Origin of the sequence: Fibrobacter sp. (assembly GCF_045601785.1) — a bacterium.
Lineage (GTDB): Bacteria > Fibrobacterota > Fibrobacteria > Fibrobacterales > Fibrobacteraceae > Fibrobacter.
In genome coordinates this window covers 75,575-101,938 of record NZ_JAZSAF010000004.1, presented here as the reverse complement: position 1 = coordinate 101,938, position 26,364 = coordinate 75,575, and the positions used below count along the sequence as shown (strand labels likewise).

General features: G+C 52.3%; 15 protein-coding genes. 10 read left to right on the top strand and 5 right to left on the bottom strand.

All coding sequences use genetic code 11. The features are described 5' to 3' along the window. Nucleotides 1–51: 51 nt before the first annotated feature. A complete protein-coding gene (gene mltG / locus ACKI61_RS01035) occupies nt 52–1,059 on the bottom strand; it encodes an endolytic transglycosylase MltG (protein WP_407455962.1) in 1,008 nt (335 codons plus the stop codon). Between the two features lie 97 nt (nt 1,060–1,156). Here mltG and ACKI61_RS01030 point away from each other — a divergent pair, with 97 nt between their 5' ends. The 8 genes from ACKI61_RS01030 (at nt 1,157) to ACKI61_RS00995 (ending at nt 13,225) form a co-directional block, all read left to right on the top strand. Beyond that, nucleotides 1,157–1,594, top strand: coding sequence for a hypothetical protein (locus ACKI61_RS01030; protein ID WP_173565546.1), 438 nt, complete (start codon nt 1,157–1,159; stop codon nt 1,592–1,594). A 197-nt stretch (nt 1,595–1,791) separates the two neighbouring features. Continuing rightward, complete coding sequence (locus ACKI61_RS01025; protein WP_407455961.1) at nt 1,792–4,440, top strand: cellulase family glycosylhydrolase; 2,649 nt, start codon at nt 1,792–1,794, stop codon at nt 4,438–4,440. 120 nt (nt 4,441–4,560) lie between these two features. Then, nucleotides 4,561–9,717: a T9SS type A sorting domain-containing protein gene (locus ACKI61_RS01020; protein WP_407455960.1), complete on the top strand. Its 5,157-nt coding sequence runs from the start codon at nt 4,561–4,563 to the stop codon at nt 9,715–9,717. 146 nt (nt 9,718–9,863) lie between these two features. After that, complete coding sequence (locus ACKI61_RS01015) at nt 9,864–10,589, top strand: AzlC family ABC transporter permease (protein ID WP_407455959.1); 726 nt, start codon at nt 9,864–9,866, stop codon at nt 10,587–10,589. Further along, nucleotides 10,586–10,903 carry an AzlD domain-containing protein gene (locus ACKI61_RS01010; protein WP_407455958.1) on the top strand — a complete coding sequence of 106 codons (318 nt, stop codon included), beginning with the start codon at nt 10,586–10,588 and terminating at the stop codon, nt 10,901–10,903. Before ACKI61_RS01015 ends, ACKI61_RS01010 begins: the two co-directional genes overlap by 4 nt. Before the next feature lie 58 nt (nt 10,904–10,961). Then, nucleotides 10,962–11,759, top strand: a complete 798-nt coding sequence (locus ACKI61_RS01005; RefSeq protein WP_407455957.1) for a hypothetical protein — start codon at nt 10,962–10,964, stop codon at nt 11,757–11,759. 108 nt (nt 11,760–11,867) lie between these two features. Further along, nucleotides 11,868–12,353, top strand: coding sequence for a hypothetical protein (locus ACKI61_RS01000; protein ID WP_407455956.1), 486 nt, complete (start codon nt 11,868–11,870; stop codon nt 12,351–12,353). An 86-nt stretch (nt 12,354–12,439) separates the two neighbouring features. Beyond that, nucleotides 12,440–13,225, top strand: a complete 786-nt coding sequence (locus tag ACKI61_RS00995; protein WP_407455955.1) for a M15 family metallopeptidase — start codon at nt 12,440–12,442, stop codon at nt 13,223–13,225. 4 nt (nt 13,226–13,229) lie between these two features. On the opposite strand, the gene ACKI61_RS00990 is transcribed toward ACKI61_RS00995, so the two are convergent. Then, nucleotides 13,230–14,615, bottom strand: coding sequence for an MATE family efflux transporter (locus tag ACKI61_RS00990; RefSeq protein WP_407455954.1), 1,386 nt, complete (start codon nt 14,613–14,615; stop codon nt 13,230–13,232). 71 nt (nt 14,616–14,686) lie between these two features. Beyond that, entirely contained in the window at nt 14,687–15,556 is an 870-nt protein-coding gene (locus tag ACKI61_RS00985; protein ID WP_407455953.1) for a GGDEF domain-containing protein, read from the bottom strand. Between the two features lie 397 nt (nt 15,557–15,953). Between ACKI61_RS00985 and ACKI61_RS00980 the strand changes: the two genes are divergently transcribed. Beyond that, nucleotides 15,954–20,735 carry a fibro-slime domain-containing protein gene (locus ACKI61_RS00980; protein WP_407455952.1) on the top strand — a complete coding sequence of 1,594 codons (4,782 nt, stop codon included), beginning with the start codon at nt 15,954–15,956 and terminating at the stop codon, nt 20,733–20,735. A gap of 65 nt (nt 20,736–20,800) precedes the next feature. Next, nucleotides 20,801–21,205, top strand: a complete 405-nt coding sequence (locus tag ACKI61_RS00975) for an SPOR domain-containing protein (protein ID WP_407455951.1) — start codon at nt 20,801–20,803, stop codon at nt 21,203–21,205. Between the two features lie 56 nt (nt 21,206–21,261). Here ACKI61_RS00975 and ACKI61_RS00970 read toward each other — a convergent pair whose 3' ends face one another. Together ACKI61_RS00970 and ACKI61_RS00965 are read right to left on the bottom strand one after the other, a co-directional pair. After that, nucleotides 21,262–25,365 (bottom strand): hypothetical protein, encoded by a 4,104-nt coding sequence (locus ACKI61_RS00970; protein ID WP_407455950.1) that lies wholly within the window; start codon nt 25,363–25,365, stop codon nt 21,262–21,264. A 68-nt stretch (nt 25,366–25,433) separates the two neighbouring features. After that, nucleotides 25,434–26,330: a glutamate--tRNA ligase family protein gene (locus tag ACKI61_RS00965; protein ID WP_407455949.1), complete on the bottom strand. Its 897-nt coding sequence runs from the start codon at nt 26,328–26,330 to the stop codon at nt 25,434–25,436. Nucleotides 26,331–26,364 lie beyond the last annotated feature (34 nt).

Here is a 26,364-nt window from a genome sequence, read left to right as displayed (position 1 = left end):
CATCTAAATTTTTTTCTGTATACAGATGTGAGCAGTTCTTTGTGTACAGGACTACTCTCCCCTGTTTTTCGCGGCGACGTCCTTGTACTTGTTGTGGTCTGCAAGGTTGCTGCTGAAGAAGTGCGTCATGGACCCGTCGTCTTTTGCAACAAAGTAAAGTGCCTTGGTGTCTGCTGGGTAAAGTGCTGCTTCGATTGCCTTGCGGCCAGGATTCGAGATGGGCCCAGGCATCAGTCCCTTGAACTTGCGGGTGTTGTAGGGGCTGTCGCTGTTGAGCTGGCTCTTGTAGATGGGGCCGGTCAGGTTCTTGAAGATGAACCGGACCGTGGGGTCGGCCCCGAGCGGCATCCCGATGCGGAGCCTGTTGTGGAAAACGCCTGCAATCAGGGGGCGCTCCTCGGGGATTCCCGTCTCTTCTTCGACGACGCTTGCAAGGGTGAGCACCTTGTGCCAGTTACCGAGCGTCTTCCACATGGAGCCGGGCTTCTTTTCCATTTCGTCGCGGAGCTTTAGGTTCGCAGCAACCATCTGCCGAATGATTGTTTCTTCGTTCGCGTCGATGGGGAAGGGGTAGGTGTCGGGCAGCAGGTAGCCTTCAAGCGAGTTGGCGTCTACTCCGAGTGAGTGGGCGAACTTCGGGTCCTGGACCAGTTTGTTCCATCGGTCTGCGCTCAGGTCGGGGTAGGCCTTTTTAAGATATTCGGGGATTTCCCAGGAAGCACGGCCTTCGGGAATCGTCACGCGGCGCACGGCGACCTTGCCGCCCTCGATAATCGAAAGCACCTGCGGGAGTGTTAGCCCAGCGGGAATTTCAAACCAGCCAGCCTTGAGATTCGGGGCCATTTTTTTTACGGTCAACCGGAAGGCGAGGTCGTCCGTCCAAACCCCGTTCTGTTTAAGGATCTGGAAAACTTTACTGGGGGAGCTCCCTTTGGGAATTTCCAGGAGTACAGTTTGGGGGTTCTCGGCCTGGGCGGACAGTCTGGACTTGATATTTAAGCCTAGAATGGTGCCCAAAAGTGCCAAAAAGAGGACTAAAACAAGTAAAATCTTCTTCATACAGCAAAAATTTAAAAGAAATCCTAACGAAAGTCAAAAATAAAAGGTATATTCCTACTTGCATTGTTAAGTTTTTAACCTGTTTCTGAGGAAAGATATGAAAAAGGTGCTTTTTATTGCTCTCGCTTTGCTGGTTGGCGTCTCCTTCGGTGCCGGCAAAAAAGTGAAATCCAAGTTGGGTGATGTGGACCTGACCAAGGAAAAGGACGGCGGTTCTGTCGTCTGCACGGCGGGCTTCAATGACGAACTTACCATTCTGAAGGACGGCGATACCGAAGTTCTCGTTAAGGGACCTTGCGGACAGGGCTGGGTTCAGAAATCCAAGATTGAATACGTTGCACAGGCCGCGGGTGACAAGTCCATGAAACTCGACCAGGTGGACGTGGTGGGCTGGCTCGATAACCCGAGCGCCGTGTTCGTGTTGGAAAACGACGACCTCGATCTCGACGGTGTGAACATCGACCGTGACTTCAAGGAATACCTGCAGCACACGATGGACCGTGAACAGATGGAAATGCACAACAACGAAAACTAGTTCGTTTCTTGACATCTCACAGTTTAGTTGCCTGGCTTAACGCCGGGCTTCTTTTTTTTGTAACGAAAAATCCCGCTTGGTACTTGCTCGTTTACGCCCGTATCCTTATAAAAAAATTATGTGCTTCAAATCACGTGGAAAATGGAGGCTCAAAAACTAAATTTGTGTTGCAGAAATTGGTGATTAAAAGAGGATGTATGAAAACGAATATAGGCACTAAAGTCTTTGGCTTTGGAATACTTGTTCTTGGCCTTGTGTCGTCAGCGTTTGCAGCAAACCGTGTGGGCCCGGTAAGCGCCTATGGTCAGCTGCAGGCTGGCAAGAACTCCAGCGGCAAAGGTCAGATTTACGGTGCCTGCAAGGGCGTTGCCGATGGAGCTGAAGTCCAGGTGAAGGGCATGAGCCTCTACTGGAGTTCGGGAGATGCTGCCGCGACGGATTATTATTCCGAAGCGGCCATCGACAACCTGGTCAGTTCCATGAATATCCAGATTGTCCGCTTTGTCATGGGCATTAGCGAATCCTGGGACAATAACCGTGGATACCTGTCTGGCGGCGCAGATCGACAGAAAACCTACCTGAATACCGTGGTGAATGCGGCCGTTAAAAATGATATTTATGTCATTATCGACTGGCATTCTCATCAGGCCGAGAACCAGACTTCCAGCGCCGTTGAATTCTTCGAATGGGCTGCAAAGACCTACGGCGGCTACGACAATGTGATTTTTGAAGTGTATAACGAGCCTATCGGTTCCTGGGGTGAAGGACCCGCATCTAGTTATTGGCCGACCATCAAGAACTATGCGGAATCCGTAATCGCAGCAATCCGTAAGCATTCCGATAACCTGGTTGTTGTGGGAACTCCTTACTATGACCAGTATCCTTCGGTTGCTATAACGAATGCGATTAACGACAAGAATGTGGCGTACACGTTCCACTATTATGCGGCTTCTCATTCCACGGGTAACGAAGGTGCAAACGCTGTAAGGGCCATGAATGGCGGCTTGTCCGTGTTCGTGACGGAATGGGGTACCGGTACGGCAGATGGCGCCGGCTCTGTTAATCAGGGAGTCAATGATTCCTGGCAGACCTGGATGAACACCCACAAGCTTTCTTGGGCAAACTGGTCCGCATCGCATATTGGCGAAGGCTCGGCTGCGTTTGAAGGTGGAAGCTCTGCAACGAATTTCGTCTATACCTCGTCGGGTAAGCTGGTCAAGGGATACTTGGCTGGCAACCCGACCACTTATACGGCTTGCTCCGGCACACCGGTTTCTAGCAGTTCCGTTGCAAGTTCTTCGAGTTCCATGCCTGCGGGATACACCGACTATATCGACGACCTGGAAGATGGCGACAGCTACACCTTTACCGGTGGCGAATGGTACGCCTATACTGATGACGGCGACCTGGGTGCTTCCTCGATTACAAACGGCGAAGGAGCTCGCGGCGGCTACAATGTCGTTATTGCCGGCTCCAAGGCAGGAAACTCCACCAAGTATGTGGCGGGTATCACCGGAGTCAAGCTTTCGCAGGGTGATAATTTGTATGACCCCTATGTTGCGTTGGGCCTTGCGCTGAATGAAAAGCAGACTGCATACGACCTTTCCGCTTGTACGCAGATTTCTTACAAGTACAAGGGGGCTGCCCATAACTTCAAGGCAGAAGACACTGACGTTTTGGATTACGCATTCCATCAGATTGAAAAGGCTGCCGCATCCGATTGGACCACGGCGACTATCTCGTGGGGCGCGCTTATGCAACCTTCTTGGACGGACGACGATGTGACGATTTCCAAGAAACGTATCAACAAGTTCACGTGGGAAGTCAAGGGCGTTGCAGAAACGACGACCCAGCCGAAGTACAACTACCTCTATGTGGATGACGTGCGTTGCTCTGGCTGGGCCATTCAGCCGGTTCCCTCTCCGGTTTCCAGCAGCTCGTCCGCAAAGTCTTCTTCGAGTGTTGCTTCCAGCAGCTCCGCAAGGTCCTCCAGTTCCGCGAAGTCTTCTAGCAGTGTCGCGAGCAGTTCCTCGGCAAGGTCCAGTTCTTCTGTGGCAAGCAGCTCGTCTGTCAGGTCTTCGTCGAGCGTTGCTTCTAGCAGCTCTGCCAAGTCGAGCTCCAGCGTAGCTTCTTCTAGTTCTGCGAAGTCTTCATCGAGTGTAGCATCTTCAAGTTCCGTGAAGTCCTCTAGCAGCATCGCGAGCAGTTCCTCGGCAACGTCCAGTTCTTCCGTGGCGAACAGCTCGTCTTCCAGCAGCGAGAACACGGATGTCTCTGTTGAAGGTTCCTTGAACCAGATTGTCGCTCAGAATGGTCTGTTCGAAACGATTACATTCAAGAACGTGCAGACCTATAGTCGCGCCACCTGGAACCTCTACTTCTTGGATTTTGTTCAGTCTGGAAATGTGGTCACGGTGTCTGGTACGGTGCCAGGTTATGTGGTGCCGGGTGGATTCTCGGAAACTTTGATGATTAATGATCAGCCTTATGAAATCAAGCTCTCGGTGCTGGCCGCCGAAAGTAGCTCCTCCGCAGTTTCTAGCAGCAGTCAGGAAGGCGTGTCTAGCTCGTCGGATGCCGAAATGCCGTCTACGTCTTCTAGCGAAACCATGCTTACCATGGCTCAGCGCGTTAGCCCGATATCGCTGACGGTTGAAAACCGCATGCTCCATATTGGCGGTGTCGAACAGGCGCAGGTCAATGTCTTTGATATGCAGGGCAGCCCTGTGGCAAGCTTTGGACAGGTTCGCGGCTCCGTCAGTCTCGAAAATCTGCACCAGGGCCATTACATTGTGCGTGTGCGCTCGGGCTCGAATAACCTGGTTCGTCACATTAATATCAGGTAATAGGCGATTTCTAGCAAAAAACACCAATTCCATATGGTTAGACAAAAATCCTGGCGTCCAGCCAGGATTTTTTGCTTGTCGGGGCTGGTTTTTGAATGCAAAAAAGTTATTTTAGTAGTTATGAAAAATAAAATAGCCTTTCTTTTCTGCTTGCTGCTTTTGGCAACAGCTTCGTTCGCGGCCTTTGGCGAGGACCACTTCAATTTCGGTCGTCAGTGGAAAAACACATTCAACGAAAACACCGATTTTAAAGGCTTGGGACTTTCGCACCTGGCCATCTGGGTTGGCGATAACGATTACTATAACGAGTATTGGGAAGGCTCGATGGTCCGTGCCGCGGCAAGGAACGGGCTTACGCCTGTCTTTTATGCCTATGTGATTGCGGAATACGACAAGGACCAGGGGTATGAAGATTGCGATGTTCGAAATTACAATAACCATTGCACCAACGGCGCCCAGACGATTCGTACGGGCTGGTCAAATATCATTTCCCGCTATAGGGCCTATGCACAGGGTGTTGCAAGCGACTTGAAAAAAATTGCTGGTTCGGAACAGACGACGGTTTGGCTGATTGAACCGGACTTTTTCCAGTATTCCGTTTCGGGAGACGCTCGCGAAGGTCGCTTTGAACAAGTGGGGGGCGGTATTCCGGACGATTCCCTTACTGGCTACTATTTCAACAGCATTGTGAGTACCATCAAGTCCGCGTTGCCGAATGCAAAAATTGCCGTGGACATCTCGCCTTGGTTGAACGACGACATCAAGACATGGTACAGCCATTTTGACAAGAGCAAGGTGGACTACCTGTTTACCTCGGGTGGCCGCACCCAGGGAAACCAGAGCCGAATCCGTAACGACAATAACAATATGCTTACTTGGGCGGGGGCAAGTGCTGCCATGGGTGGCAAGAAAATCATTGCCGATGACGGCTATGGTGTCGGTGGTGGCAGTAATGACGACTATAAGGAATGGCTTTCTGTGGATACGCTAGGAATGCGAATCCAGGATGGAGTTATCGGCCTTACCATCCAGGACCCGGACCAGAGCTATTACAATTTTACATCGACCCATGCCATCTCGATTTCTTCATCTAGCCAGGAAGACCTGAAGCTTGCTGTCGAACTGAAGAGCTCTAACACAAGTACAAATCAGACCGTGACAGCTGGTGATTCCATCTGGTCGATTGTATACAAGTGCGAAAACATCACATCGATAAAGCCGTCGGGTTTCCCGAGAGGGGTGAATGGCTCCTATAATGAAAGTTCCAAGACCTATACGATTTCAGGCACCGTCAACGAGTCTCTGATGGACAGCGTCTATGAATACAAGGTTGCCTTTACGGGGCTCGATTCGGCTGTTGAAGTTTCTGGTAAAATTACGGTGAAGCACAAGCCGGTGACAACGACTCTGCAGCTGGTGAGTGGAAGTTTGAATCAGGAAGTGTATCCGGGCGACGATATCGTTCCGGTTGTAATCAAATATGCCAATATAAAATCCCTTAGTGTTGCTCGCTCGATTAATCTTAATTATGCTCTCGATCAGAATAATTCGTTAGTGACAATTTCCGATACGGTGAGTTCGTCGCTTAGTGAAGGAAGGTATTTTGTTGCACTGCTTGCAACTGGTGTAGATAATGATGCAACCGATACCCTGTGGGTTACGGTGAAACATAAGGCGGTTGCTCCGACATTTACGCTGACTACGAACAATGCGAATCAGACGGTAACTGCGGGCAATGCGGTTGAGCCGATTGTTTACCAGTATGCTAACATTAAACGAGTGGTTGCTGCAGGTCTTCCTCAGGGCTTGAATGTCGCGAAGGATGAAAATGCTAAGACCTATACGATTTCTGGTACAGTTGCAGATTCACTCACAGATTATGAATATGACTACACGCTTTCGGTAGAGGGAGTTGATTCTGATACGGTAGTATCCGGAAAGATTACGGTGAAGCACAAGCCGGTGACAACGACAGTTTCCCTTGTCAGTGGCAAGACCGAACAGACGGTAACGGCTGGCGAGAAGATAGAGACGCTAGTATTCCAGTGCGCAAGCATTGATTCTGTCATGACGCTTGGACTTCCAGAAGGAATTTCGTCTGAACTGGATAATGTCAAACGGACGGTGACGATTTCTGGGACACTTTCTGCTGCACTTCTCGACAAAGAATACGAGATTACCGTGAATGCGTACGGCCCTGATAATAACGCCTCTGCAAGTGCAAAAATTGTGGTGAAGCATAAGCCTGTTGTGCCTGTGTTTACGCTCATTAGTAACAATGCCTCGCAAACGGTGACGGCGGGCAAAGCAATTCAACCGATTGTCTATGAATATGCAAATGTTGTGAGTGCCGAAGTCAGTGGCGTTCCGCAGGGATTGAAACTGGTGAAGGGCGACACGTCAATGACTTATGCGATTGTTGGGGATGTTGCTGATTCTCTTACAGATTATGAGTATGACTACACCATTACGGTGCGTGGATCTGATACGAGCCTTGTTGTAACGGGTAAAATTACGGTGAAGCATAAGCCGGTGACGACGACGGTGGCGCTTGCCGGGGGTTCTGCTGAACAGACGGTGACTGCGGGCAATAAGATTGAATCGCTCGTGTTCAAGTATGAACACGCGGATTCTATTGCCACCTATGGATTCCCTAAGGGTCTTTCGGCTGTGGTGGATAAGGAAAAACAGATGGTGACTGTTTCTGGCGAGGTAGATTCGGCGCTTTCGGACAGTACATACACGGTGACTGTGGATGTTGTTGGCCCGGATAACAATGCTTCTGCAACAGCGAATATTGTCGTAAAACATCAGCCGAAGACAACGACGGTGACGCTTACCGAGGGTTCTGCTGATCAAACGGTGACTGCGGGCGATAAGATTGAAACACTGGTGTTTAGCTATGCCAATGCAAAATCCGTCAAGGTGGATGGTATTCCTGCGGGGATCTCATCCGATATTGATGAGACGAAAGAGATTGTGGTGATTTCTGGAACCGTTGCAGATTCTCTGCAAGATAAAGAATACATTGTGACGATAAATGTGACTGGCGCCGATAACGATGCGCTTGCCTCTGTAAAGATTATCGTGTCTCATAAGCCTGTTGTGCCTGTGTTTACGCTCATTAGTGACAATGCCGCGCAAACAGTGACGGCAGGCGATACCATACAGCCAATTGTTTACAAGTATGAAAACATCACGGCTGCCAAGGCGACAAACCTTCCGAAAGGAATTCAAGCCGACTTTGATGAAAAGGCGAAAACCTACACGCTCTCGGGCAGGGTTGCCGAAGGCCTTTCGGATTCGACATGGACTTACACGATCTCTGTAACGGGCATTGACTCGGATACGGAAGTGACGGGCAAGATTGTGGTGAAACACAAGCCCGCGATGACGACCATTGAACTTGTGGAAGGCCCTGCCGAGCAGACCGTGATGGCGGGCTCCGAAGTGGTTCCGGTCGTGTTCAAGTATGCCAATATGACTTCGGCCTCTGTTGAAGGACTACCCAGTGGAGAAATCAACATCTATAAGGACAAGACGAATAAGACTCTCACGATTCGTGGTGCGGTAGATGAAAATCTCCGCGACAGTGAGTATACGGTGAAGGTCTATGTGTACGGCGCTGACAATGACGATTCTGCTAGTATCAAGATTATTGTGAAGCACAAGTCCAAGGAAACGAGGTTTATGCTTGCCAGTGGAGACTCGGTGCAGACCGTTGTGGCAGGCGATACGATAGAACCGATTGTCTATAGGTACGAGAATTTGGAAAGTGCTGAAGTGTCTGGATTGCCTTCAGGACTTGATGCAGTGCTCGATGAAAATGCGAAGGTCTTCAAGATATTCGGACGAGTTGATGTGGATGCTGCGGCACAGGAGTATGTCTTTACGGTTGATGTGACGGGTATAGACAACAACACTTCTACGACAGGGCGGATTACGGTGACGCAGTCTTCGAGCTCCGAAGAACCCGAATCCTCTAGCTCTGAACCTGAAGTTTCTAGTAGCAGTGAAGTCAGCAGCTCTTCTGAAGCGGAATCTAGCAGTAGCGAAACGAGTAGCTCCTCCGAAGCGGAATCGAGTTCAAGCGAAGAGATCAGCTCTAGTTCCGAGGCGTCTTCTTCTAGCGAAGAGCTAAGCTCCAGTTCCGAAGCTTCCAGCTCCAGCGCAGAAGAATCTAGCAGCAGCGAAGAATCGTCTAGCTCCGAAGAACAGGAATCGTCGAGTTCCGAGGAACCTGCGTCCTCTAGCTCTGAACCTGAAGTTTCTAGCAGCAGCGAGACGAGCAGTTCTTCTGAGGCTGAGTCTAGTAGCAGCGAAGCGAGCAGCTCCTCTGAAGCGGAATCGAGTTCAAGCGAAGAGATCAGCTCTAGTTCCGAGGCGTCTTCTTCTAGCGAAGAGCTAAGCTCCAGTTCCGAAGCTTCCAGCTCCAGCGCAGAAGAATCGAGCAGCAGCGAAGAATCGTCTAGCTCCGAAGGACCGGAATCGTCGAGTTCCGAGAAACCTGCGTCCTCTAGCTCCGAGATCGAAGTTTCTAGTAGCAGCGAGATGAGCAGTTCTTCTGAGGCTGAGTCTAGTAGCAGCGAAGTCAGCAGCTCTTCCGAAGCGGAATCTAGCAGCAGCGAAACGAGCAGCTCTTCTGAAGCAGTTCAGGTGGTCGTGACCGGCGAGATCAAGCAGTCCCCTGTGATTGGCGGAAAGATCGATCCGATTACATTTGAAAACGTCGATGCATATACGCGCGACTGGGGCATGTATTACCTGAACTTTAGTGACATCATCGATGGCAAGTTCACTGTCACGGGTACTGTTCCGGAGCATGTCCAGCCGGGAACCTATACAGAAAAGGTGACCATTCGCGGCACGGTCTATTCCATCGTCCTGAATGTCTCTGAGCCTGAATCTTCAAGCTCCGAAGCATCAAGCAGCAGTGCGGCGGAATCGTCGAGCTCTGCCGAAGAGTCTTCGAGCTCCGTTGAAGAGTCCAGTAGCAGTGCGGATGAATCGAGCAGCAGCGAGGGCACGACCAGCGTCTTTGCCGCGGCGAACGCATTCAAGTTCGGCTTTACCGACAACAAGCTCACGGTCGCTCTGTCGAAATCCTCTGCCGTTCGCGTGCAGGTCTTCGACATGATGGGCAATCTGATCGCAACCTACAGCGACCATGTGGCCGGTTCCGGCATCTTTGATCTTGGCAAGCTGCCGCAAGGCTCCTACCTGGTGCGCATTGCAAGCAATGGTGCCGTGCGCTCCGCAAGAATTGTGGTGAAGTAACCTTTCTCGACACGAAACTGGAAATGTTCTTTGCCCGACATGATGTCGGGCATTTTTATGCATGGAATCGTCGCTTTTGTATACTGATTTTGCATAAATTTGCATATTTGCATAATTCTGCTTTAAAAATTTTCTATATTTGTCGCATGAAATTTTCTAACGGTGTCAAGGACGGTTTCCCGATTGGTCTCGGCTACTTTGCCGTGTCATTTTCGTTTGGAATCGCCGGCTCCAAGTTGCTGAGTTGGCCTCTGGTCACCTTTATCTCGATGACGAACCTTACTTCGGCGGGGCAGTTCGCGGGGCTCCAGATTATGTCCGATGCCGCTGGCACGTTCATCGAAATGGCGATTGCCACATTCTTTATTAACCTGCGCTACAGCCTGATGGCGATATCCTTGTCGCAGAAGGTGGCGCCGAATTTTGGCTTGTTCAAGCGTCTGCTCCTTGCGACAGGCATTACCGATGAAATCTACGCCCTTGCGGTAAGCCAGACAGAACCTGTGACGGCACGTTATTTTGCGGGGCTCATGGTTCTCCCTTACATTGGCTGGTCTTCGGGAACGATGTGCGGTGCTATTTGTGGCGAGATTCTTCCGGCGATTGTGACGAACGCCCTCGGGGTCGCCCTTTACGGAATGTTTGTAGCGATTGTTGTCCCGCAAATGAAGGTGCATCGTCCGACGCTCATTGCGGTGCTGATTGCGATTGTGTGCAGCTTTGCGTTCAAGTATGTGCCCGCCCTTAGCGGCGTCACGGTCGGCTTTGCGATCATCATCTGCGCCCTGGTGGCATCGCTCCTTGGCGCGGCCCTTTTCCCGATAAAGGATTTAGATGAAACGGATGACAGAACCTGCAAGGAGGAAGCATGAATCTGAGAGATTACGCTCTGTTCCTGCTGGTGATGGCGGGCGTCACCTACCTGTTGCGCGCCGTTCCGTTTATTCTTCTCAAGGGAAAAATCAAGAGCCGCTTCTGGCGCTCGTTCCTCTCGTATGTGCCCTACACGGTGCTTGCTGCAATGACCGTGCCTGCGATTTTCTATTCGACGAACAGCATGCTTTCGGGGGCGTGTGCCCTGGTGGCAGCAGTCGTCGCGTCGCTCCTTGGTCGTGGCCTTGTGGGCGTTGCCGTGGTGGCATGCCTTACCGTTCTCGGCGTCGACGGCATCTCGATGCTGCTCTAGTAACGTCATCGCGAGCCGAAGGCGTGGCGATCCATTGATGTATTACTACATTTAACCTATGCTCCCCGAACAGTGGAAAAAAATTCAGGACACCTGCGATAAGTTGTCCAAAGTCACCTACGAGAACCTGACGAAAATCATTCGCCTGGAATCGACGGGGAGTTCTACCGCTGCACAAAAGCTTGACGACAGCTTTCAGAACGATGTCGATGCTTGGATGGGTGGCGGCACCTGCTTCAGCATGACTTGGCACCTGTACCAGGTGTTCCGTGACATGGGGCTAAGCCCTCGCCTGGTGATGGGCCACAAGCGTAAAGAGAAGAACATCCATTGCGCCTTGATCCTGCCGGACGATACAGATTCGTCATTGCGAGCCGAAGGCGCGGCAATCCAAAAAGCCGAATATCTCTTTGATCCCGGCTACTTGATTTTTGATCCGCTGCCGATTCCGCTCCCGCCGCCGTTCGGTACAGGCGATGCGTTCTTTCCGCTCGTTCCCAACAGCGTGCGCTTGGTGCGACCCGATGCATCGAGCATGGAACTATGGACGGGCGGTGCTGGGGGCCCGATGAAACTCCGCTTCGAATACCCCGTCGAAGGTGTATCTGTAGAAGAGTTCAAGCAGCACTGGAACGAAAGCTTTTACCGCGAGATGATGACCTACCCGGTGCTGAACCGCCTTGACCGTGAAAGGGGCGTGCAGTACTATTACCAGAAGGGAAACCTCGTGACCCGCGACGCCAAGGGCTCTCGCATCGAAAAAATCGAAGAATCAGCTCGGGTCGAAACATTGAGCCGCATTTTTGGCCTAAAGCCTGACCTGATCGACCGCGCGCTTCATATTCTGCATAAGTAGTTTTTTGCCGAAAAACTCAAAAAAACACTAAAATAGTGGGCTCCAGATAAATTTTTTGTTCATTTGCCAAAAAAAAGTATATCTTTGCTAAAAACAAAGAGGTCTACAATGAAAAAATTTGCCCTTGCGGTTCTGTCGGTTGTGTCGCTTGCCTTGATGGCCTGTGGTCCGTCCAAACTTGAAATCCAGGAAGCGTCTTCCCAGAGCGATATCATGGTGGAAGTGCGCCAGGTGCTGAACGATTCCATTAGCTTGTTTGTAGGAAACACCTTCTACCTGAATTCTAAGCAGGCTATCGCCGACAACATGTACCCGCTCCTGGTGAGTACCCGCGATCCGGCGGAACTCGAAAAGCCGACGGCGACGGACATTCTCAATAACGATGACGACTTCCTCAACTACCTGCGCCGCAAGGCCCCCGATATGGTCAACGTGGGTATTGTGATTGGCGAAACGGCATATAACGAAATCGGCTTCGAAGAGGCTGATGCCGTTGCAAAGCTTACGGCACTTTTCAAGAAACTCCAGGGAGGCTCGCTCGTCCTTTTCCACGAAAAAGGTGGCGAACTCACCGACATGAAGAAACTTTATTAATCTAACGCTTGATTGTAACGCTTATGCGTTTCTTGTTAGAAGAAATAGATGAATAGGTCAATTTTTTTCCAGTCAAGTTGCTTACTATGAAAACAATGATGATGTGTTCGGCTCTGCTTTGTGGGGCTGCGTTTTTGACCGCTTGTAACGAATCTCCTGCTGTACAGGAGACTGTTGCTCCTGAAAACGACACAAGCCAATTCGTGACGTTAACGGATGTCGTTCCCGATGCAATTCTTGAAATCCGTTACCATTCTACCTATAATTTTGTCGGTGCTCGCGTGGATGGTTACGAACAGCCGACGGCCTTGCTGACAAAGGAGGCGGCAGATAGCCTTAAGGCCGTAAGTGACGACGTGAAGGCTCTTGGCTATCGTCTCAAGATTTTCGACGCCTACCGTCCGCAGCGGGCGGTGGACCACTTTATGCGTTGGGGCGCCGATGTAAATGACACCGCCATGAAGCAGTATTTCTATCCGGATCTCGACAAGTCCGTACTTTTCCCGCAGGGATATATTGCCGAAAAATCTGGTCACAGTCGCGGATCCACATTGGATCTTACTTTGTTTGACATGAAGACCGAGAAGGATGTTGATATGGGAGCGACTTTTGACTGGTTTGGCATCGAAAGTCACCCTGATTTCTGCGGCGATCCCGAAACGGGCAAGTACACTTGTGGCTTTGAGGGGAATGTTCCTACTCAAGACCGTAAAATCAACTCGGTACAGTTTAAAAACCGTATGATTTTACGTGCCGCAATGCTGCGTCACGGCTTTAAGCCGCTTCCAGAGGAATGGTGGCATTTTACGCTCAAGAACGAACCGTTCCCCGACACCTATTTTGCTTTTCCGGTTAAGCAGCTTGCTCGCTAACGGTCTACTTCAGTTTCTTTAGTTCATGCGCAAGCATGGCAAGCCCGATGATGGCCGCACCCGTGTCGGCAATGGGCTGCGCCATGAACACTCCCTTCAGTTGAAAGAAATGCGGAAGGATGAGCAGGAAGGGAATCAGTAGAATCACTTGACGGCAGGCGTTCAGGAACATGGCCCTGAATGCCTTTCCTGTACCCTGGAAAAAGTTCCCCGAAACCATGCCGAAGGGAATCATAAAGAAGGCGGCTGCAAAAATGCGCATGGCCCAGGCCGAAAGCTTGATGAGCTCGGGGTCGTTCGGTGCAAACGGGGCTACGAATGTCTCGGCCTGCCACATGAGAATTCCCCAGGTGACAAACATGAAGCCGCCTGCGTAGATAAAAGCGAACTTGAGCGTTTCCTTGACGCGGGCGTTCAGGCGAGCACCGTAGTTGTAGCCGATGATGGGCTGCGTGCCGTGAACGAATCCGAGAAGCGGCAGAATGATAATCGAAACGATGCTATTGGTAATGCCGAAAGCAGAAATGGCCATGTCGCCACCCGAAAGTGCGCCTACTGCCTGCACGCTCATGTTTCCGTAGGTGGTCAGGCTCCAGGCGAGTATCGCATTCATCAGGCTGTTGCAAACCTGCATCACGGAGGGCGGAAGTCCGAGAATGTAGATCTTGCGGACATAGGCGGCGCGGAGCTTCATGTGGCGCCAGCGGATCTTGATGGGTGACGACTTCTTGACAAAGAACTGCGTGATGAGTGCCGAGGCTACGAGCTGCGATGCGATAGTTGCCCAGGCTGCCCCCTCGATTCCCCAGTGGAATCGCATAATGAAAATATAGTCGAGAATAATGTTTGTGACAGCACCGATGATTTCACGGAACATGGCCGTTTTCGGGTGGCCCATCGAGCGGATGAAGTGGTTCATGCCCGGGGCGATTGTCTGAAAGATTGCTCCGCACAGGAGAATGCGCATGTAGCTGCTTGCCACGGGGAGCGTCTGCTCGCTTGCGCCAAACAGCTTGAGGAGCGGCTCCATAAAGATTTCGCCCAGCGTGAACGCTCCAATCGCCATCAGGATTAAAAGCGAGAAGGAATTGTTCAGGATGATGCTTGCCTGGATATACTTCTTCTGACCGAGGCGGATGGCAAAGAGCGTGTTGCCGCCCACGCCTACCATCATCGACATTGCCATTATAAATAGGCAAATCGGAAAGCACAGCGTGATGCCTGCGATGCCGAGACTGCCAACTCCCTGCCCTACGAAAAAGCGGTCCACAATATTGTAGAGGGCGTTCACCAGCATGCTGATGATGGCCGGCACCGAAAACTGCAAAACCAGTTTCGGGATGCTTGCGGTTCCAAAAGAATTGAGACGCTCGGAATTCAAACTCGACATTTCGGCGCCAAATTTAGCTTTTTGTACTTAAGACGTCATTGCGAGCCGAAGGCGAAGCAATCCATTTGGCGCTAACAAGCCACTTGGTTCCTGCCGCCTTCCTTGGCGACGTAGAGCAGGCGGTCACATTCGGCGATCATCTCTTCGATTTTGCCGATGTTTTCGCCCTGGCGGCTTGCAAGCCCCAGAGAAATGGTCACGGGGATCACGGTGTCCTTCCACGAGAAACGGTGTCTTTCAACGGCGCTGCGCAGGCGCTCTGCGCTCTTTTTGGCGTCTTCCACGCTGATTCCACTAAATAATAGTACGAATTCCTCGCCGCCGTAGCGGGCGAGCAGGTCGGATTCGCGCTTTTCCTCTTTGAGGATTCGCGCGATTTCCTTGAGCACCATGTCGCCGCACTGGTGACCCCAGGTGTCGTTCACGCGCTTGAAGTGGTCCGCGTCGACCATGATCGCGTGAACGTAATAATTGTTGCGGCGGGCAAGGGCAAGCTCGCCCAGGCTCCTGTCCATAAAGGTGCGGCGGTTGCTGATGCGGGTGAGCGGGTCCATGGTGGCCGCCTCGTAGAGTTCGCGGTCAAAGGCCTCTTCGCTTGCGTCCTTGAAGTCCACCTTCAAGACCATCTTGCCAATCTGCAGGCGGTTGTGGTCTTCGAGCTTGCTCTCGGCGATGGGGCTGCCGTCAACGAAGGTTCCGTTGGTGCTCCCCAGGTCTTTGACGGTCACGTCAACGCCATCGAAGGTGAGGGCGCAGTGTCTGCGGCTCACCAGTTCGTCGTCTAGGCGGATGTCGGCGTCCTGGCCGCGGCCAAGGATGACGGTTCCCTTTTCGAGCGGCACCTGCTTGAACTGGTTCTGCGGGTAGAGTACAATCAGGTGCGGTCGCATCTGGGCGATGGGCAGCTTGATGGTGTTTCCGCTAGCAATTGTTCTATCCATATCTTGCATGGTGCAACTCCGTGTTATATTATAATGTAGTAAATAGCGGGAAAAAATTTTTCTCCCTAGTGCGTCCTGCGTTGTTCCCCTAATGCATCCCGCATAATCCCTCTAATGTCGTCCCGCACTTGTTGCGGGATCTCCCCTCAAAAAACGGCTACCAATCCATTCTGTAACAATCTGTTTACAAACGACCGCGACTCGCTGTGATTTTCCGCACTTTGGTTTGTCTATCCACCACTTGTTTACAAAAATGAACGTTTTTTTTATCAAAAATTACAAAAAGAGTTGGCATTTTTCGTTTAAAAAGAATAAATTTGAGGGCGGTATGTGGCATTTCAAGAAGGCCGGTCTTTTTGGTATGCCGTTTGGTAAAGAATCATCGATGGAAACAAAAATGATGAAAAAGTCAAAGATCTCCCTGTGGAAGTGGGCACTGAGTGCCTGCCTGTTATTTGCTGGAGTGCAGAATGCGTTCGCACTTGGGTGTGATGGCACCATATATATCCAAGTCCCGTCGTCTTGGACTATGGTGACTCTAGAAGCAGGTGGCATGTTCCCCAAATTGTCCGTTGGTACTTCTGGCTGGTACGAAGCCAAGGCTGCCTCCGTTGGTCAGGGAACGACTTTCCGCGTCAACAGTGCGGGTACGCATTATCCGGCACAGTGGATTGACCGCAATCATTATGACATTGCGAACAATGAGAGCACTGCCGATGACGCATTTACCTGTGCAGACCTTGCTACAGGTACACTATATATCTATGAAGATCCCACGACTCCGGGCAAGACCGTCTTTACGCCGGATCCGCCCAACGCCAAGTATTTCTTTGTGATGATTCCGCCCGACATGGAAGAATGGATGTCGTCGGTTCCCATGATTAGCTTGGATGGCGGTGTGACCGGTAAGCCCATGACTGCCGTTGCTGACATGTGCGGTTGGTATTCTTATGTGTTCTTCAACGAAACCATTACCGACAACGTGGTGCTCTACCGCGACGATGACGAAGAACGCATTGATATGATCGGATTGTTTGGCAATGCTGAAGATGATGCCACCCCGATTCCCCTGGGCATGACGTTTGACTATATGGCTGCTGCTGGTCAGGATACCTTGTTCTTTGTTCCAGACGAAGAACAGAAAACCAACGACGACGGATTCTACTATACCGCTGCAGAAGTGGATGGCATCGAAGGTACATGCGAATATACCATGGCCGCCATCATTTACGATTCCGACGCTAGCCTGCACCCTGCATTCTCCTGCTTTGGTGACAAGAAAAAGGACGACAAGACGGAATGCCAGCAGGGAGCCCTGGGTGTTACTGCAACTGCGGCCCGGGCAGCCATTGACTATTGTGTGGGTGTTCATACAGGTATCGTGAATCCGACCCTTGACCCGAATGTCCCGCAGAAAATGAAAAAGCCGACTTTGAATACATCGGGAGTGAATGGCCCGAAGTGCTTTATCAATGAGACCCTTTTCAACCAGCTCTTCAACTACTCCCAGGGTGTGAACGAAAAGAGCTGCTACAACATGCCCTTCCACCGCAGCGACGATGGCAAGTGGGAATTCGACTCCGACTTCTATGTCAGTGCAGGAACGAGTGTTCCGGGTGGCTTCTATCCGGTAGAATTCCCGCAAGATGAAACTGGCGATGCCATTATCTTGGCGGCTGACCCGACCCAGACTCCGGTGAGGGCTGCCCGTAGGAAGCACGCTGCCGAAGGCGCTATTTTCTACGGCCCGGAACTCCGCGAAGTTGATCCGGTTGAAGGAGCTCCCTTGATTGACCTGCTCTGCAAAGGCCCCGGCTGGAGCAAGGGTGAAGACTGCGAAGGCCTGTTTGCCGATGGTGATGGAACTGACGCTTTCTTCAAGGCCAATGTTACCGGGTTCACCTGTGGCTTTGGCTGGAGTTGCCCGGACAAGGCTCCTAAGGGCTGGACCTTCTATACGGATAATACGGAAAAGACGAGTACGCTCGATACCAAGGTTCCCCGTTGGACTGCCAACACCACGGATTATGTGACAGGCGGTCGTAACCAGCAGTATTGCTTTGAATCCCATGCCAAGTTCACCCACAAGCCGGGCCTCAAGTTCAACTTCCGTGGCGACGACGACATCTGGGTGTTCATCGACAACAAGATTGCTGTGGACCTTGGCGGTACCCACTTGGCAGCTCCTGGCTATGTCGACCTTGACAATTTCGAAGGTCTGAGCGGCAAGCTGGAAGTGGGCAACCAGTACGATATCGACATCTTCTTCTGCGACCGCCGTACCACCATGAGTAACGTGCGTATCAAGACGAACATGTATATCCAGCAGAAGGTGGATATTCAGGTGAAGGGTAAGAAGAATCCGCAGAATCCGGCCGAAAAGATCTTTGAGCTCTGCTACACCAAGTCTGGCGACGGTTCCTGTGCATCGGCAGGTAGCGAGACCGAACAGGAAGTCAAGTGCTGCGGCTCTGACTTTACGAACCCCGCAAGGCCGGAATGTATGGCTATTGCACCGGCGTTCTTCCTTGTGAACGGAAAGAAGCCGACGGATCCCATTAAGCAGATGAGAGGTGCTAATGGTACCTTCGTTGACACTGCAAGGGTTCCGGGTATCTACAATAACGGCATCGACATTAGCAACCCGTCGGCACCGGTCGTGAACCAGAAGACCGTCGAAGGTCTTGGCGCAGGCCGCTACACCCTGTTCGTGACCATCGATGGCAAGACCAGAAAGGTGCAGACTTTCACGCCGGCTGGCGAACTCGACGTGGTGTACGGCAATGCCGTGTCTAAGTACATTGACGACGAAGACTCCAAGAACGACAAGGATCTTGGCACCTACCAGCTGGTGACTAACGAAATGGGCGGCAAGCTCGTTCCAGTCTATGTTTCGAACGTCGGACCTTATGAAGACAACCTGCTCCTGGTTCAGCCGTCGCTTGCCGTTGGAATGAGCTACGCTCTCTCCTTCGACCCGCTGATGCAGGTCTACTACAAGAACGAAGCAGGTGATCTTGTGAGAATCTATGCGGGCGACCAGCGCGTTATCGGCGAATCCGGTGTCGATACCCTCTGGGCAACTGTCGAAATGGACGACCTGACCCAGCCGCTTACGGAATTTACGATTGGTGTTGCGGGTAGGCCCAATGCAATGCATGTCAGCTTCTACCTGCCGGTGATTTCGTTCGTGTCCGCTCCGGACTCCACTGCAACGCAGGTGACCGGCCAGCAGCCCGAAGCTGACGGTACCTACGAAGAACACTGGGTCGGCACGCTCTATGACCTGCACCTTGCCATCTTGAAGCCGATGACCGATGCTTCGGGCAACGTCAAGTACTACCCCTGTAAGGAAGACTGCGAAGGCCTTCTGATCCATAAGGGTGCAGAAACTTCTCCGAAGGTTGACTTTATTCCTGAACAGATTGCTTTCCATGACGGCTATGCAACTGTCCAGGTGCGTTCCATGACCAAGTACCGTTGGGACGAGGATGCAACCAAGTGCAACCCGGCATACATCGTTGCCGAATACAACGACTATGTGAAGGCCGTCTATACTCCGATGTACTTCCGCGATCCTCCGGTGCCGTATCCGGTGCTTGCTGACGTGTTCGACGCCCATGGCGCCTTGCCTACGGATGCATACAAGATTCCGGAACCGTACTTTAGCGAGAACAAGGAATACCTGGACGGTATCGGCGACTCCGTGGCGATTTACTACGACCGTAAAATCCACAAGGACTCTATCCCGACGATGATGTGTATTTTATGGGACGATACCACTACTGTCGAAGATATTGAAACTTTGAGACACAATCCTGTCGCGGAAGGCTTCTCGAACATTCCGAAGGATACCGCCATCTTCTGTAACGCCCTCGTCGGTACGGCCAACATCAACGTGGACTGCTCCAACCCGGTTGAATACAACGGAAAGGGCGGCTATTGCACGAACGTGGCCATGATTGGTGGCGTGACGCTTTCTGAAAAGGTGAAGACTCAGGGTGTGGGTAAGGTCCATTCTTACGCGGTGTTCGAAGATAAGGGACGCCAAGTCAAGCAGGGCTTTATCGGTGCCCTGACTGACCGCATCGCTCCGGTTCCGCTCCGCGCCGAGGTACGTTCCTTGAGAAACGGCGACGAAGTGACCGAGTACGACTCCCTGGTGGTGACCTTCTCTGAACCGGTCAAGCTGCTGACGACGACCAGCAAGAAGAGCGCCCTGGACTTCTACCTGAATTCCGCTGTGGAACTGCCCGAAGACCAGCGCTATACATCTGCTCTTGGCAACTCCTCGTCGGTCGTGACTGCAGAAAGCGATCCTTCGATCGGTACCGAATTCAACGAATCCGAAAACCGTACCGAAGGCCGTGTCAAGTTCATGTACAAGCGTGGTAATGTTTCTCCGCATGTGGGTGACTACCTGCGTATGGGTGGTACCCTTGCCGAAGTGTTCTGGTCCGATGCCGACACGACGCATACCAGCCAGCCTGGCAGCGACACCCTGCGCGCTGTTGCCGATGCAAGCTACGCCTGGAATTCTCCGACGAGCTACGACGAAACCAAGAGAATCCCGTCTCCGTGGATTCCGGTGATTGGCGATGCTGAAATTGACGTGATCGAGAACAAGTTTGCTTCTACGGCAAACGTTGGTGCAGGCGACATGCCCGCCATTACGGTCAATTCTTATCGCACCACCATGACCAAGGCCGAAATCCTTGCCAAGGAAAACGGCAGGCCCGGTCAGCTGGTCAAGGCCGACATGTACGCTTTGTATAACGGCCTCTCTGCCGAAGAAAAGGCTAGCATCGACATCAACGACATGTACTTCTTCTACGAGGTCCAGTACTTCACCAACCTGGGTGGATATGTGGCCAGCAAGAGCCAGAGAATCTATTGTAATGATGCCAAGAACAAGGAACTTTACAACGAAGAATACTTTGGTGGCGCAACCTGTATCGATGCCGGTGGCGACCGCAACTTCTACATCGGCTGGAACATGCGTTCCGACAAGGGCCGTGTGGTGGGTACCGGTGCCTATATCATGAAGCTCAATAGCTATGTGCGCCTGGGTGACGTCGGTAAGGATGCCAAGCAGGAAAGCACGTCTGTGTACGGCGTCAAGAGATCGCCGAAGGAATACACGGGCTGGAAGGCCGACGCGACTTCCGAATCGAAGTAGTCTAGAGTTACTCTTTGAAAGAAAGGGAACGGATGAACTCCGCTCCCTTTTTTTATATTTGCACCATGCGAAAAGTTTTATCTGTACTGTGCTTTTGTGCCTTGGCGTTTGCCGCAGAACCTACGGATCTGGATTCCCTGTTTAGAGGCAAGGAATACAAGCCGGTGTTGAATGCTTCGCTTCGCGACAGCGCTGCAAGTGAATCTGCCGTTCCAGGAAAGGCTTCTGCAAAGGAGTCCAAGTCCGATGGCTACTACATGCTGCAGTTTGAATCGGTCGCGGACTTTGATGCGGCCCAGCGCCGCCGTGCGCAGCTTTCGGCAAGTACGGGCTATGCCGTGCAGGTCGTGTTTGATGCCCCCTTCTACAAGCTCCGTGGCGGTGGCTGGGGAAACAAGAAGGCCGCCGAGGATAAGGCGCGCGAACTTTCGGCTTACAATATCGCAGCCTTTGTCGTGAAGGTGAAATAGCTTACAGGAGTGTTAAAAAAAGCTCGCTGATGCGAGCTTTTTTTGCAAAGGTTCAATTATTCTAGGAGTCCCATGGCAAGCTTGAGGGCGTGTTCGTCCATGCTCTGCGGCATGAGCGCGCGTTCCTCGGGAGCTACAAACGCAAGCTTGCGTTCGAAGTCCGGGCGGGCTTCGCGGTTGCGCGGGGTAAGCTCCTTTGCCTTGAGCGAATAGAAGAAGGGACCCGTTTTTACAAAGCGCTTTTTCTGGAGACCCTGGTTGATGGCGTCGGACAAGGCCTTTTGCAGCATGGGACCTGCCCTGTCTACATGGTGCAGTTCAAGGACTCTCTGCTTGAGCAGCTCTTCGTGGATGGGCGATTCTGAATCGACATAGAACTTGAGCTGCGTGATCAGGGCTTGCACGGGAAGTTCCGCAATGGGCTTGTCGTGTGCGGTGCCTTCGATCTTGGGGTGCTGTACCAGGTAGGGCTCGGTAGTGGGGGCTGCCACCTGGTCAAAGATTTCGGAATCTTCTTCTTCGGCACTTGTTTCGGCAGGGGGCGGAGCGACGCTCTGCTCGATAGCGATCGTTGCTACCAGGTGCCCTAATTCGTCCTTGTTCGCCATGTACCAGAACGGAAGCCACATGTTCATGACCTTCCAGCCCAGCTGCTTTAAAATCATCGGGCGGATGTAGTCGCGGTCTTCGACGGAATCGCGGAAACGCTCGGTGGTGCAGTCGTCTTCGATCAAGGCTAGGTAATGAACCGGGTTGTTCGAGTCGACAATGACGGGCCCCGTAGGAATTCCGCCCTTGGAGAAGTGTTCCTGCACCTGGATGTTTTCTGCCTTCAGTGCCTGGACGACGTCTTCGCGTAGTGGCGAGTACGCCGGTTCAACATCGTGCAACGGGTCGAAATTTTTGGACCCCAGGAAGCTGAGCCAGTCACGGAACAGGGACTGCTTTAGCGATGCAAATTTGTTCTGGTCAGCCTCCGTCGAGAAGACGCGGAGTTCGCTCTTGGCAAGCGTTGCGCACACGGGAATCTTGTGGTCCGTTGCAGAGCCGCCGACACCTTCGGCTTCGAGACAGACAAAGATGACGTCGCGGAACCTATCAATGGCCCTTTCGGGAGTCTTGACAAAGTAACGGATGTCGGGGTTGACTCTTTCGAAGAAGGCGGCCGTGGGTGTTCCTATGGTAAGCTTTGCACGGATGGAGTCTTCGATTTCCTGGCAGGTAGACTGGTGGAAAGCGATGATGCCAAGTGTCTTTTCGGGATGCCGTTCGGCGTGGCGGATGGCCGCCTGTGCAATTGCTTCAATCTTGTCGGGGACGACCTTGAAGGAAATCCCGTTGAAGCGGGCGTTGCTTGGCGGCGGAAGTTGCTTGATGCCCTGGTTGTAGATATGCTCGTTGGCGAAACTCACGATGGACGGTTCGCTGTAGAGTGTCGAGAACCACAGCTCCCTGGTGGGTACACCTTGGCGAAGCGCCGCCGTCAGGATACTTTCCTGGAAGAAGGCACTCCGTGCAACGGAATCTTCCTGGTAGGCATCGGAGGGCTCCCGCTCGTGAATCGGATTGTGCGGGTCACCGACAAGAATCGCCTTCTTTGTCGTAAGCAGAATGGGAAGCGTCTCTGCCATGGAAATGGCGTCGGCGTCCAGGATAATGATAGTGTCGAAAGCCTGCTGGCTTGGAATCCGGAGGGCATCCGCGAGCGAAACCGAGGTGAGGCGTTCGGGGTGTTCTTCGACGGCGGTGTGCAGTTCTTTGAAGTTTGCGTTCATGAACTGGTCCAGGAGAGTGCGGTATTCCTTGCTCTTCTGGGACTTCTGCTTGGGGGACTGCGAAAACAGCGTGGGACAAATCTTGGAGACGACCTGGATCTGTGCGCCCGTCCAGTAGTGGATGATGGCGTTGTAGAAATCCTGGTCTGCGTTTTCCGGGTTCTTGATAAAGTCGACGAGAGCGGTACTGCAGTAGCCCTCCATTTTCTGGAAGAGCGTCGTCAGCTGCAAGTGGATGTCTAAACGGTCCCAGTTTTCGCTCCAAAGCATAATCTTGTCAAGCCACTTTTCGATGCTCAGGCTTTCCAGCGGAGTATCGAGGTCCATGTCCTTGTTGATCTGCTTGATGATGCTCTGGAGTGCAGTGACGGACTTGCATAGACTGTCGAGTTCGGGTTGTAGCGCCTTGAAGTTATGCCACTGTTCCAGCAGCTGCAACAGCAAATCGAGCTTGGGGTTCTTTTGGTGCTTTTCGCGGAAGTTGTAGACGAACTCGATTTTGTCCTTGAGTTCTACCCAGTTGGACGCTTCGTAATGCCAGTCGCGCCCGAGCAGGTGGTAACCTAGGACGGAACTTTCCTTGTAAGCCTTCTTGTTGGCCTGCAGGTCGAGCAGCGTGTCGATGAGGTCAAGTAGCCTTGCGTCGGAGTCAACGATCTTTGGATTGCGAATTACCTTGAGAAGCCTGCGCCGCGATGAACGGTAACGGTCGGAAAGCCCCTTGAGGGTAGTCTTCTGGCTTTCGGCAAAGTCGTCGCGGGCGCTCTGGATATTTTCATCGACGGCGTTATCCGTGTAGATATCGGAGGTCTGCCTGCGGTAGCGCACCCACTTGTCGCCTGCCTCGGGGAGTGCGGTCAGCGTGTCTTTGTAGGCGTTCCAGTTGTGGCTTCTAAGCTGCCAGTCTTCGAACAGGGGTGTATTCTCGTCGAAGTTGTCGCGCATCAGTTCGAGCGTGTCGCTCAGTCCCGAAAGGAAAATTCCCGTAGTGAATAGCCCGGTCGACTCCATGACCTTGATGATGGTTTCGAGTTCCTTGGCTCGGTCTGCGGCAGCCTTGAGCTCTTCGGAAAGCTTGAGCTTGCCTTCGGGGGTGAGGCTTGGAACCTTGACTCCCTGGAATGCCTTGCGGGCGTCGATGCCTTTTTTGTCGAAGTAAAGTTCAAAAAGGGTCTTCAGGTCGTTCTTCAGGGCGGAGAAGTTTTCGAAGGAAAGCTGCGAAACGCCCTGGAATACTGCATCGGGAAATTTTTTCTTGGTGGTGCGGACGTCCCTGAATTCCTTGAGCAAATCCGAAAGCAGGACGTTGCTTGGGGGAATCGGCTTGTTGACGGCGTCGTAGTAGTCCAAGAGGTCCTTGCGCATCGAACGGACCTTTTCTTCGATGGCGCTCCGGTCTGCGTTTGGGAAACTGCGGAACGAAGGTTTCCATGCTTCGGTGAAGGCTCGCTTGGTAACGCATCGCCTGTAGGTGACGAGAACATTTTTCCCCTTGGCGATTTCATCTGCGACGATGTTTGCAACGACCTTCATCTTGGCCGTTCCCGGGAGTGCCTGTATCGCATAGGCGCAGGCGTCCTCGTTTTCGGCGTCGACGGTCACCTTGTTGGTGTGCGAGTCCGTCGTGTAAAGGAAGTGGTGGTCTGCGGGGGAGAATACCTTGTCAAAGTCCTTTTCTTCGAACAGGGATTCCTGCGTCTGGAATCCTTCCTCGCGGAGAAGCGAATCAAGAATGGGGTTGGCGGCCACGGCCTTGTCCGAAAAGTCCTGGCTGTACTTTTTCTTGAGCAGGAGCAGGTCCGTGTTGAAGAACCCAAGGCATAGCCCGTGGCGGGTGAATCGCCAATTGCGTTCGGATGCAATCGCCTTTTCGAAAAGCGAGAAGTAGAGCAGGATATTGAACTTGCCGTTTGCGGTTGCATCTTCGGCGGTGGGCAGCGAGACTTTATCCTTGAGTCGTTCCCTGAGAAGGACGTTCTCGATGGGAAGCCTTTGCGAAAGGGAGAGTGTCTTCTTGGCTGCATCGAAGTCTAGCGGGACAAGAAGGCTTGGCGCAAGTGCGTTGCCGTCCCACTTTAAAAAGCCGAGGAGCAGGTAAAGGTCTGTTTCGTCAAAGTCGGCGAGCTTGCTCTTGAGAACCGCGGTCACCGAGTCGAGCGCGGAAATCTTCTGCTGGGCCGTAAAGTTTGCGCCTACCTGGAAGAACGATTCCAGGGGAAGAGGCCCTTTCGCCTGTTGCCATTTCTCGTAGAAGAGATCCCCCGTCTCGGTCATTAGGGGGGACTGGAGGTCGTTTTTAGTCGAAAAACTGAGCAGACTATCTTTGGAGTCAAAGAGTGCGGCTTCTTGCCGAATTTTAGCGACAATGGCAGATGGAGAAGACATACCCTGAATATACCTATTTTGCCGCTTTCTGGCGGTAAAATCACCTTGAAAAAAGGCCCAAAAGGGGGTTATAATTTTTCGGCGACCAGGGAGATGGCCTGATCCAGCGAAATGGGGGTGATTTCGGGTTGCAATTTCGCCTTGAACAGTACCCTTCCCAGGAGCTGTTCTGCGCTTACGCCCTGTTCCTTGTCCTGCCGGATGCTGTGGGCGTGTTCCCGCTTGGATAGTTTCTTGCCGTTTTCGTCTACGATGAGCGGGTGGTGCAGGTACAGGGGGCGTCTGTAGGCAGGGAGGTCTAGCGAAGAGTCTTTTGCGCAGGAATCTGAAATGATTTCTGAGAGAAGAATTTGCCGGGCTGTCGAAGACAAGATGTCTTCGCCACGCACGATGTGCGTGATGCCTTGGGCGATGTCATCGATACAGACGGCGAATTGGTAGGTCCAGAATCCGTCGCGGTCGCGGATGGGAAAGTCCCCGCACTGCAATTTGGGGTTTTCGTGGAAGGTTCCGAGGCGCTCGTCTTGCCAATTGGTTACTTTGTCTGGAATTGCGATGCGCAGGCTGTGCGGCTCGCTGCAGGGGAGGGTGTGTGTGCGGCACTTGCCCTGGTAAATGACTTCGCCGGTTTCGCTCCGCGGGTTTTCGGCGAGAAGCTGCTTTCTGCTGCAGGTGCAGGGGTAGACGAACCCCTTGGCGGAAAGATTCTCAAAAACCTTCTGGAAAAAATCGAAGTGGCTGCTTTGAATGCTCTGGGTGTCGTACCTGAATCCGAGCCAGGCCAAGTCTTCGTAGATGCTGTCGATGTATTCTTTGCGGGCGCGTCCCTGGTCGTGGTCTTCGATGCGCAAGTGGATTTTAAGGCCCCATTTCTTTGCGGCGGCCCATACGTATAGCGCGGAGAGCAGGTGCCCTTCGTGTAGAAATCCTGTGGGACTCGGAGCAAAGCGGATGATGCCGGACATGTGGGGAAATGTAGAAAATCGTTGAACGCCACCG

Excerpts from the sequence above, each read along its gene's own strand:
- mltG (WP_407455962.1), bottom strand. The coding sequence starts at position 1,059 with ATGAAGAAGATTTTACTTGTTTTAGTCCTCTTTTTGGCACTTTTGGGC.
- ACKI61_RS01030 (WP_173565546.1), top strand. The coding sequence starts at position 1,157 with ATGAAAAAGGTGCTTTTTATTGCTCTCGCTTTGCTGGTTGGCGTCTCC.
- ACKI61_RS01025 (WP_407455961.1), top strand. The coding sequence starts at position 1,792 with ATGAAAACGAATATAGGCACTAAAGTCTTTGGCTTTGGAATACTTGTT.
- ACKI61_RS01020 (WP_407455960.1), top strand. The coding sequence starts at position 4,561 with ATGAAAAATAAAATAGCCTTTCTTTTCTGCTTGCTGCTTTTGGCAACA.
- ACKI61_RS01015 (WP_407455959.1), top strand. The coding sequence starts at position 9,864 with ATGAAATTTTCTAACGGTGTCAAGGACGGTTTCCCGATTGGTCTCGGC.
- ACKI61_RS01010 (WP_407455958.1), top strand. The coding sequence starts at position 10,586 with ATGAATCTGAGAGATTACGCTCTGTTCCTGCTGGTGATGGCGGGCGTC.
- ACKI61_RS01005 (WP_407455957.1), top strand. The coding sequence starts at position 10,962 with ATGCTCCCCGAACAGTGGAAAAAAATTCAGGACACCTGCGATAAGTTG.
- ACKI61_RS01000 (WP_407455956.1), top strand. The coding sequence starts at position 11,868 with ATGAAAAAATTTGCCCTTGCGGTTCTGTCGGTTGTGTCGCTTGCCTTG.
- ACKI61_RS00995 (WP_407455955.1), top strand. The coding sequence starts at position 12,440 with ATGAAAACAATGATGATGTGTTCGGCTCTGCTTTGTGGGGCTGCGTTT.
- ACKI61_RS00990 (WP_407455954.1), bottom strand. The coding sequence starts at position 14,615 with ATGTCGAGTTTGAATTCCGAGCGTCTCAATTCTTTTGGAACCGCAAGC.
- ACKI61_RS00985 (WP_407455953.1), bottom strand. The coding sequence starts at position 15,556 with ATGGATAGAACAATTGCTAGCGGAAACACCATCAAGCTGCCCATCGCC.
- ACKI61_RS00980 (WP_407455952.1), top strand. The coding sequence starts at position 15,954 with ATGATGAAAAAGTCAAAGATCTCCCTGTGGAAGTGGGCACTGAGTGCC.
- ACKI61_RS00975 (WP_407455951.1), top strand. The coding sequence starts at position 20,801 with ATGCGAAAAGTTTTATCTGTACTGTGCTTTTGTGCCTTGGCGTTTGCC.
- ACKI61_RS00970 (WP_407455950.1), bottom strand. The coding sequence starts at position 25,365 with ATGTCTTCTCCATCTGCCATTGTCGCTAAAATTCGGCAAGAAGCCGCA.
- ACKI61_RS00965 (WP_407455949.1), bottom strand. The coding sequence starts at position 26,330 with ATGTCCGGCATCATCCGCTTTGCTCCGAGTCCCACAGGATTTCTACAC.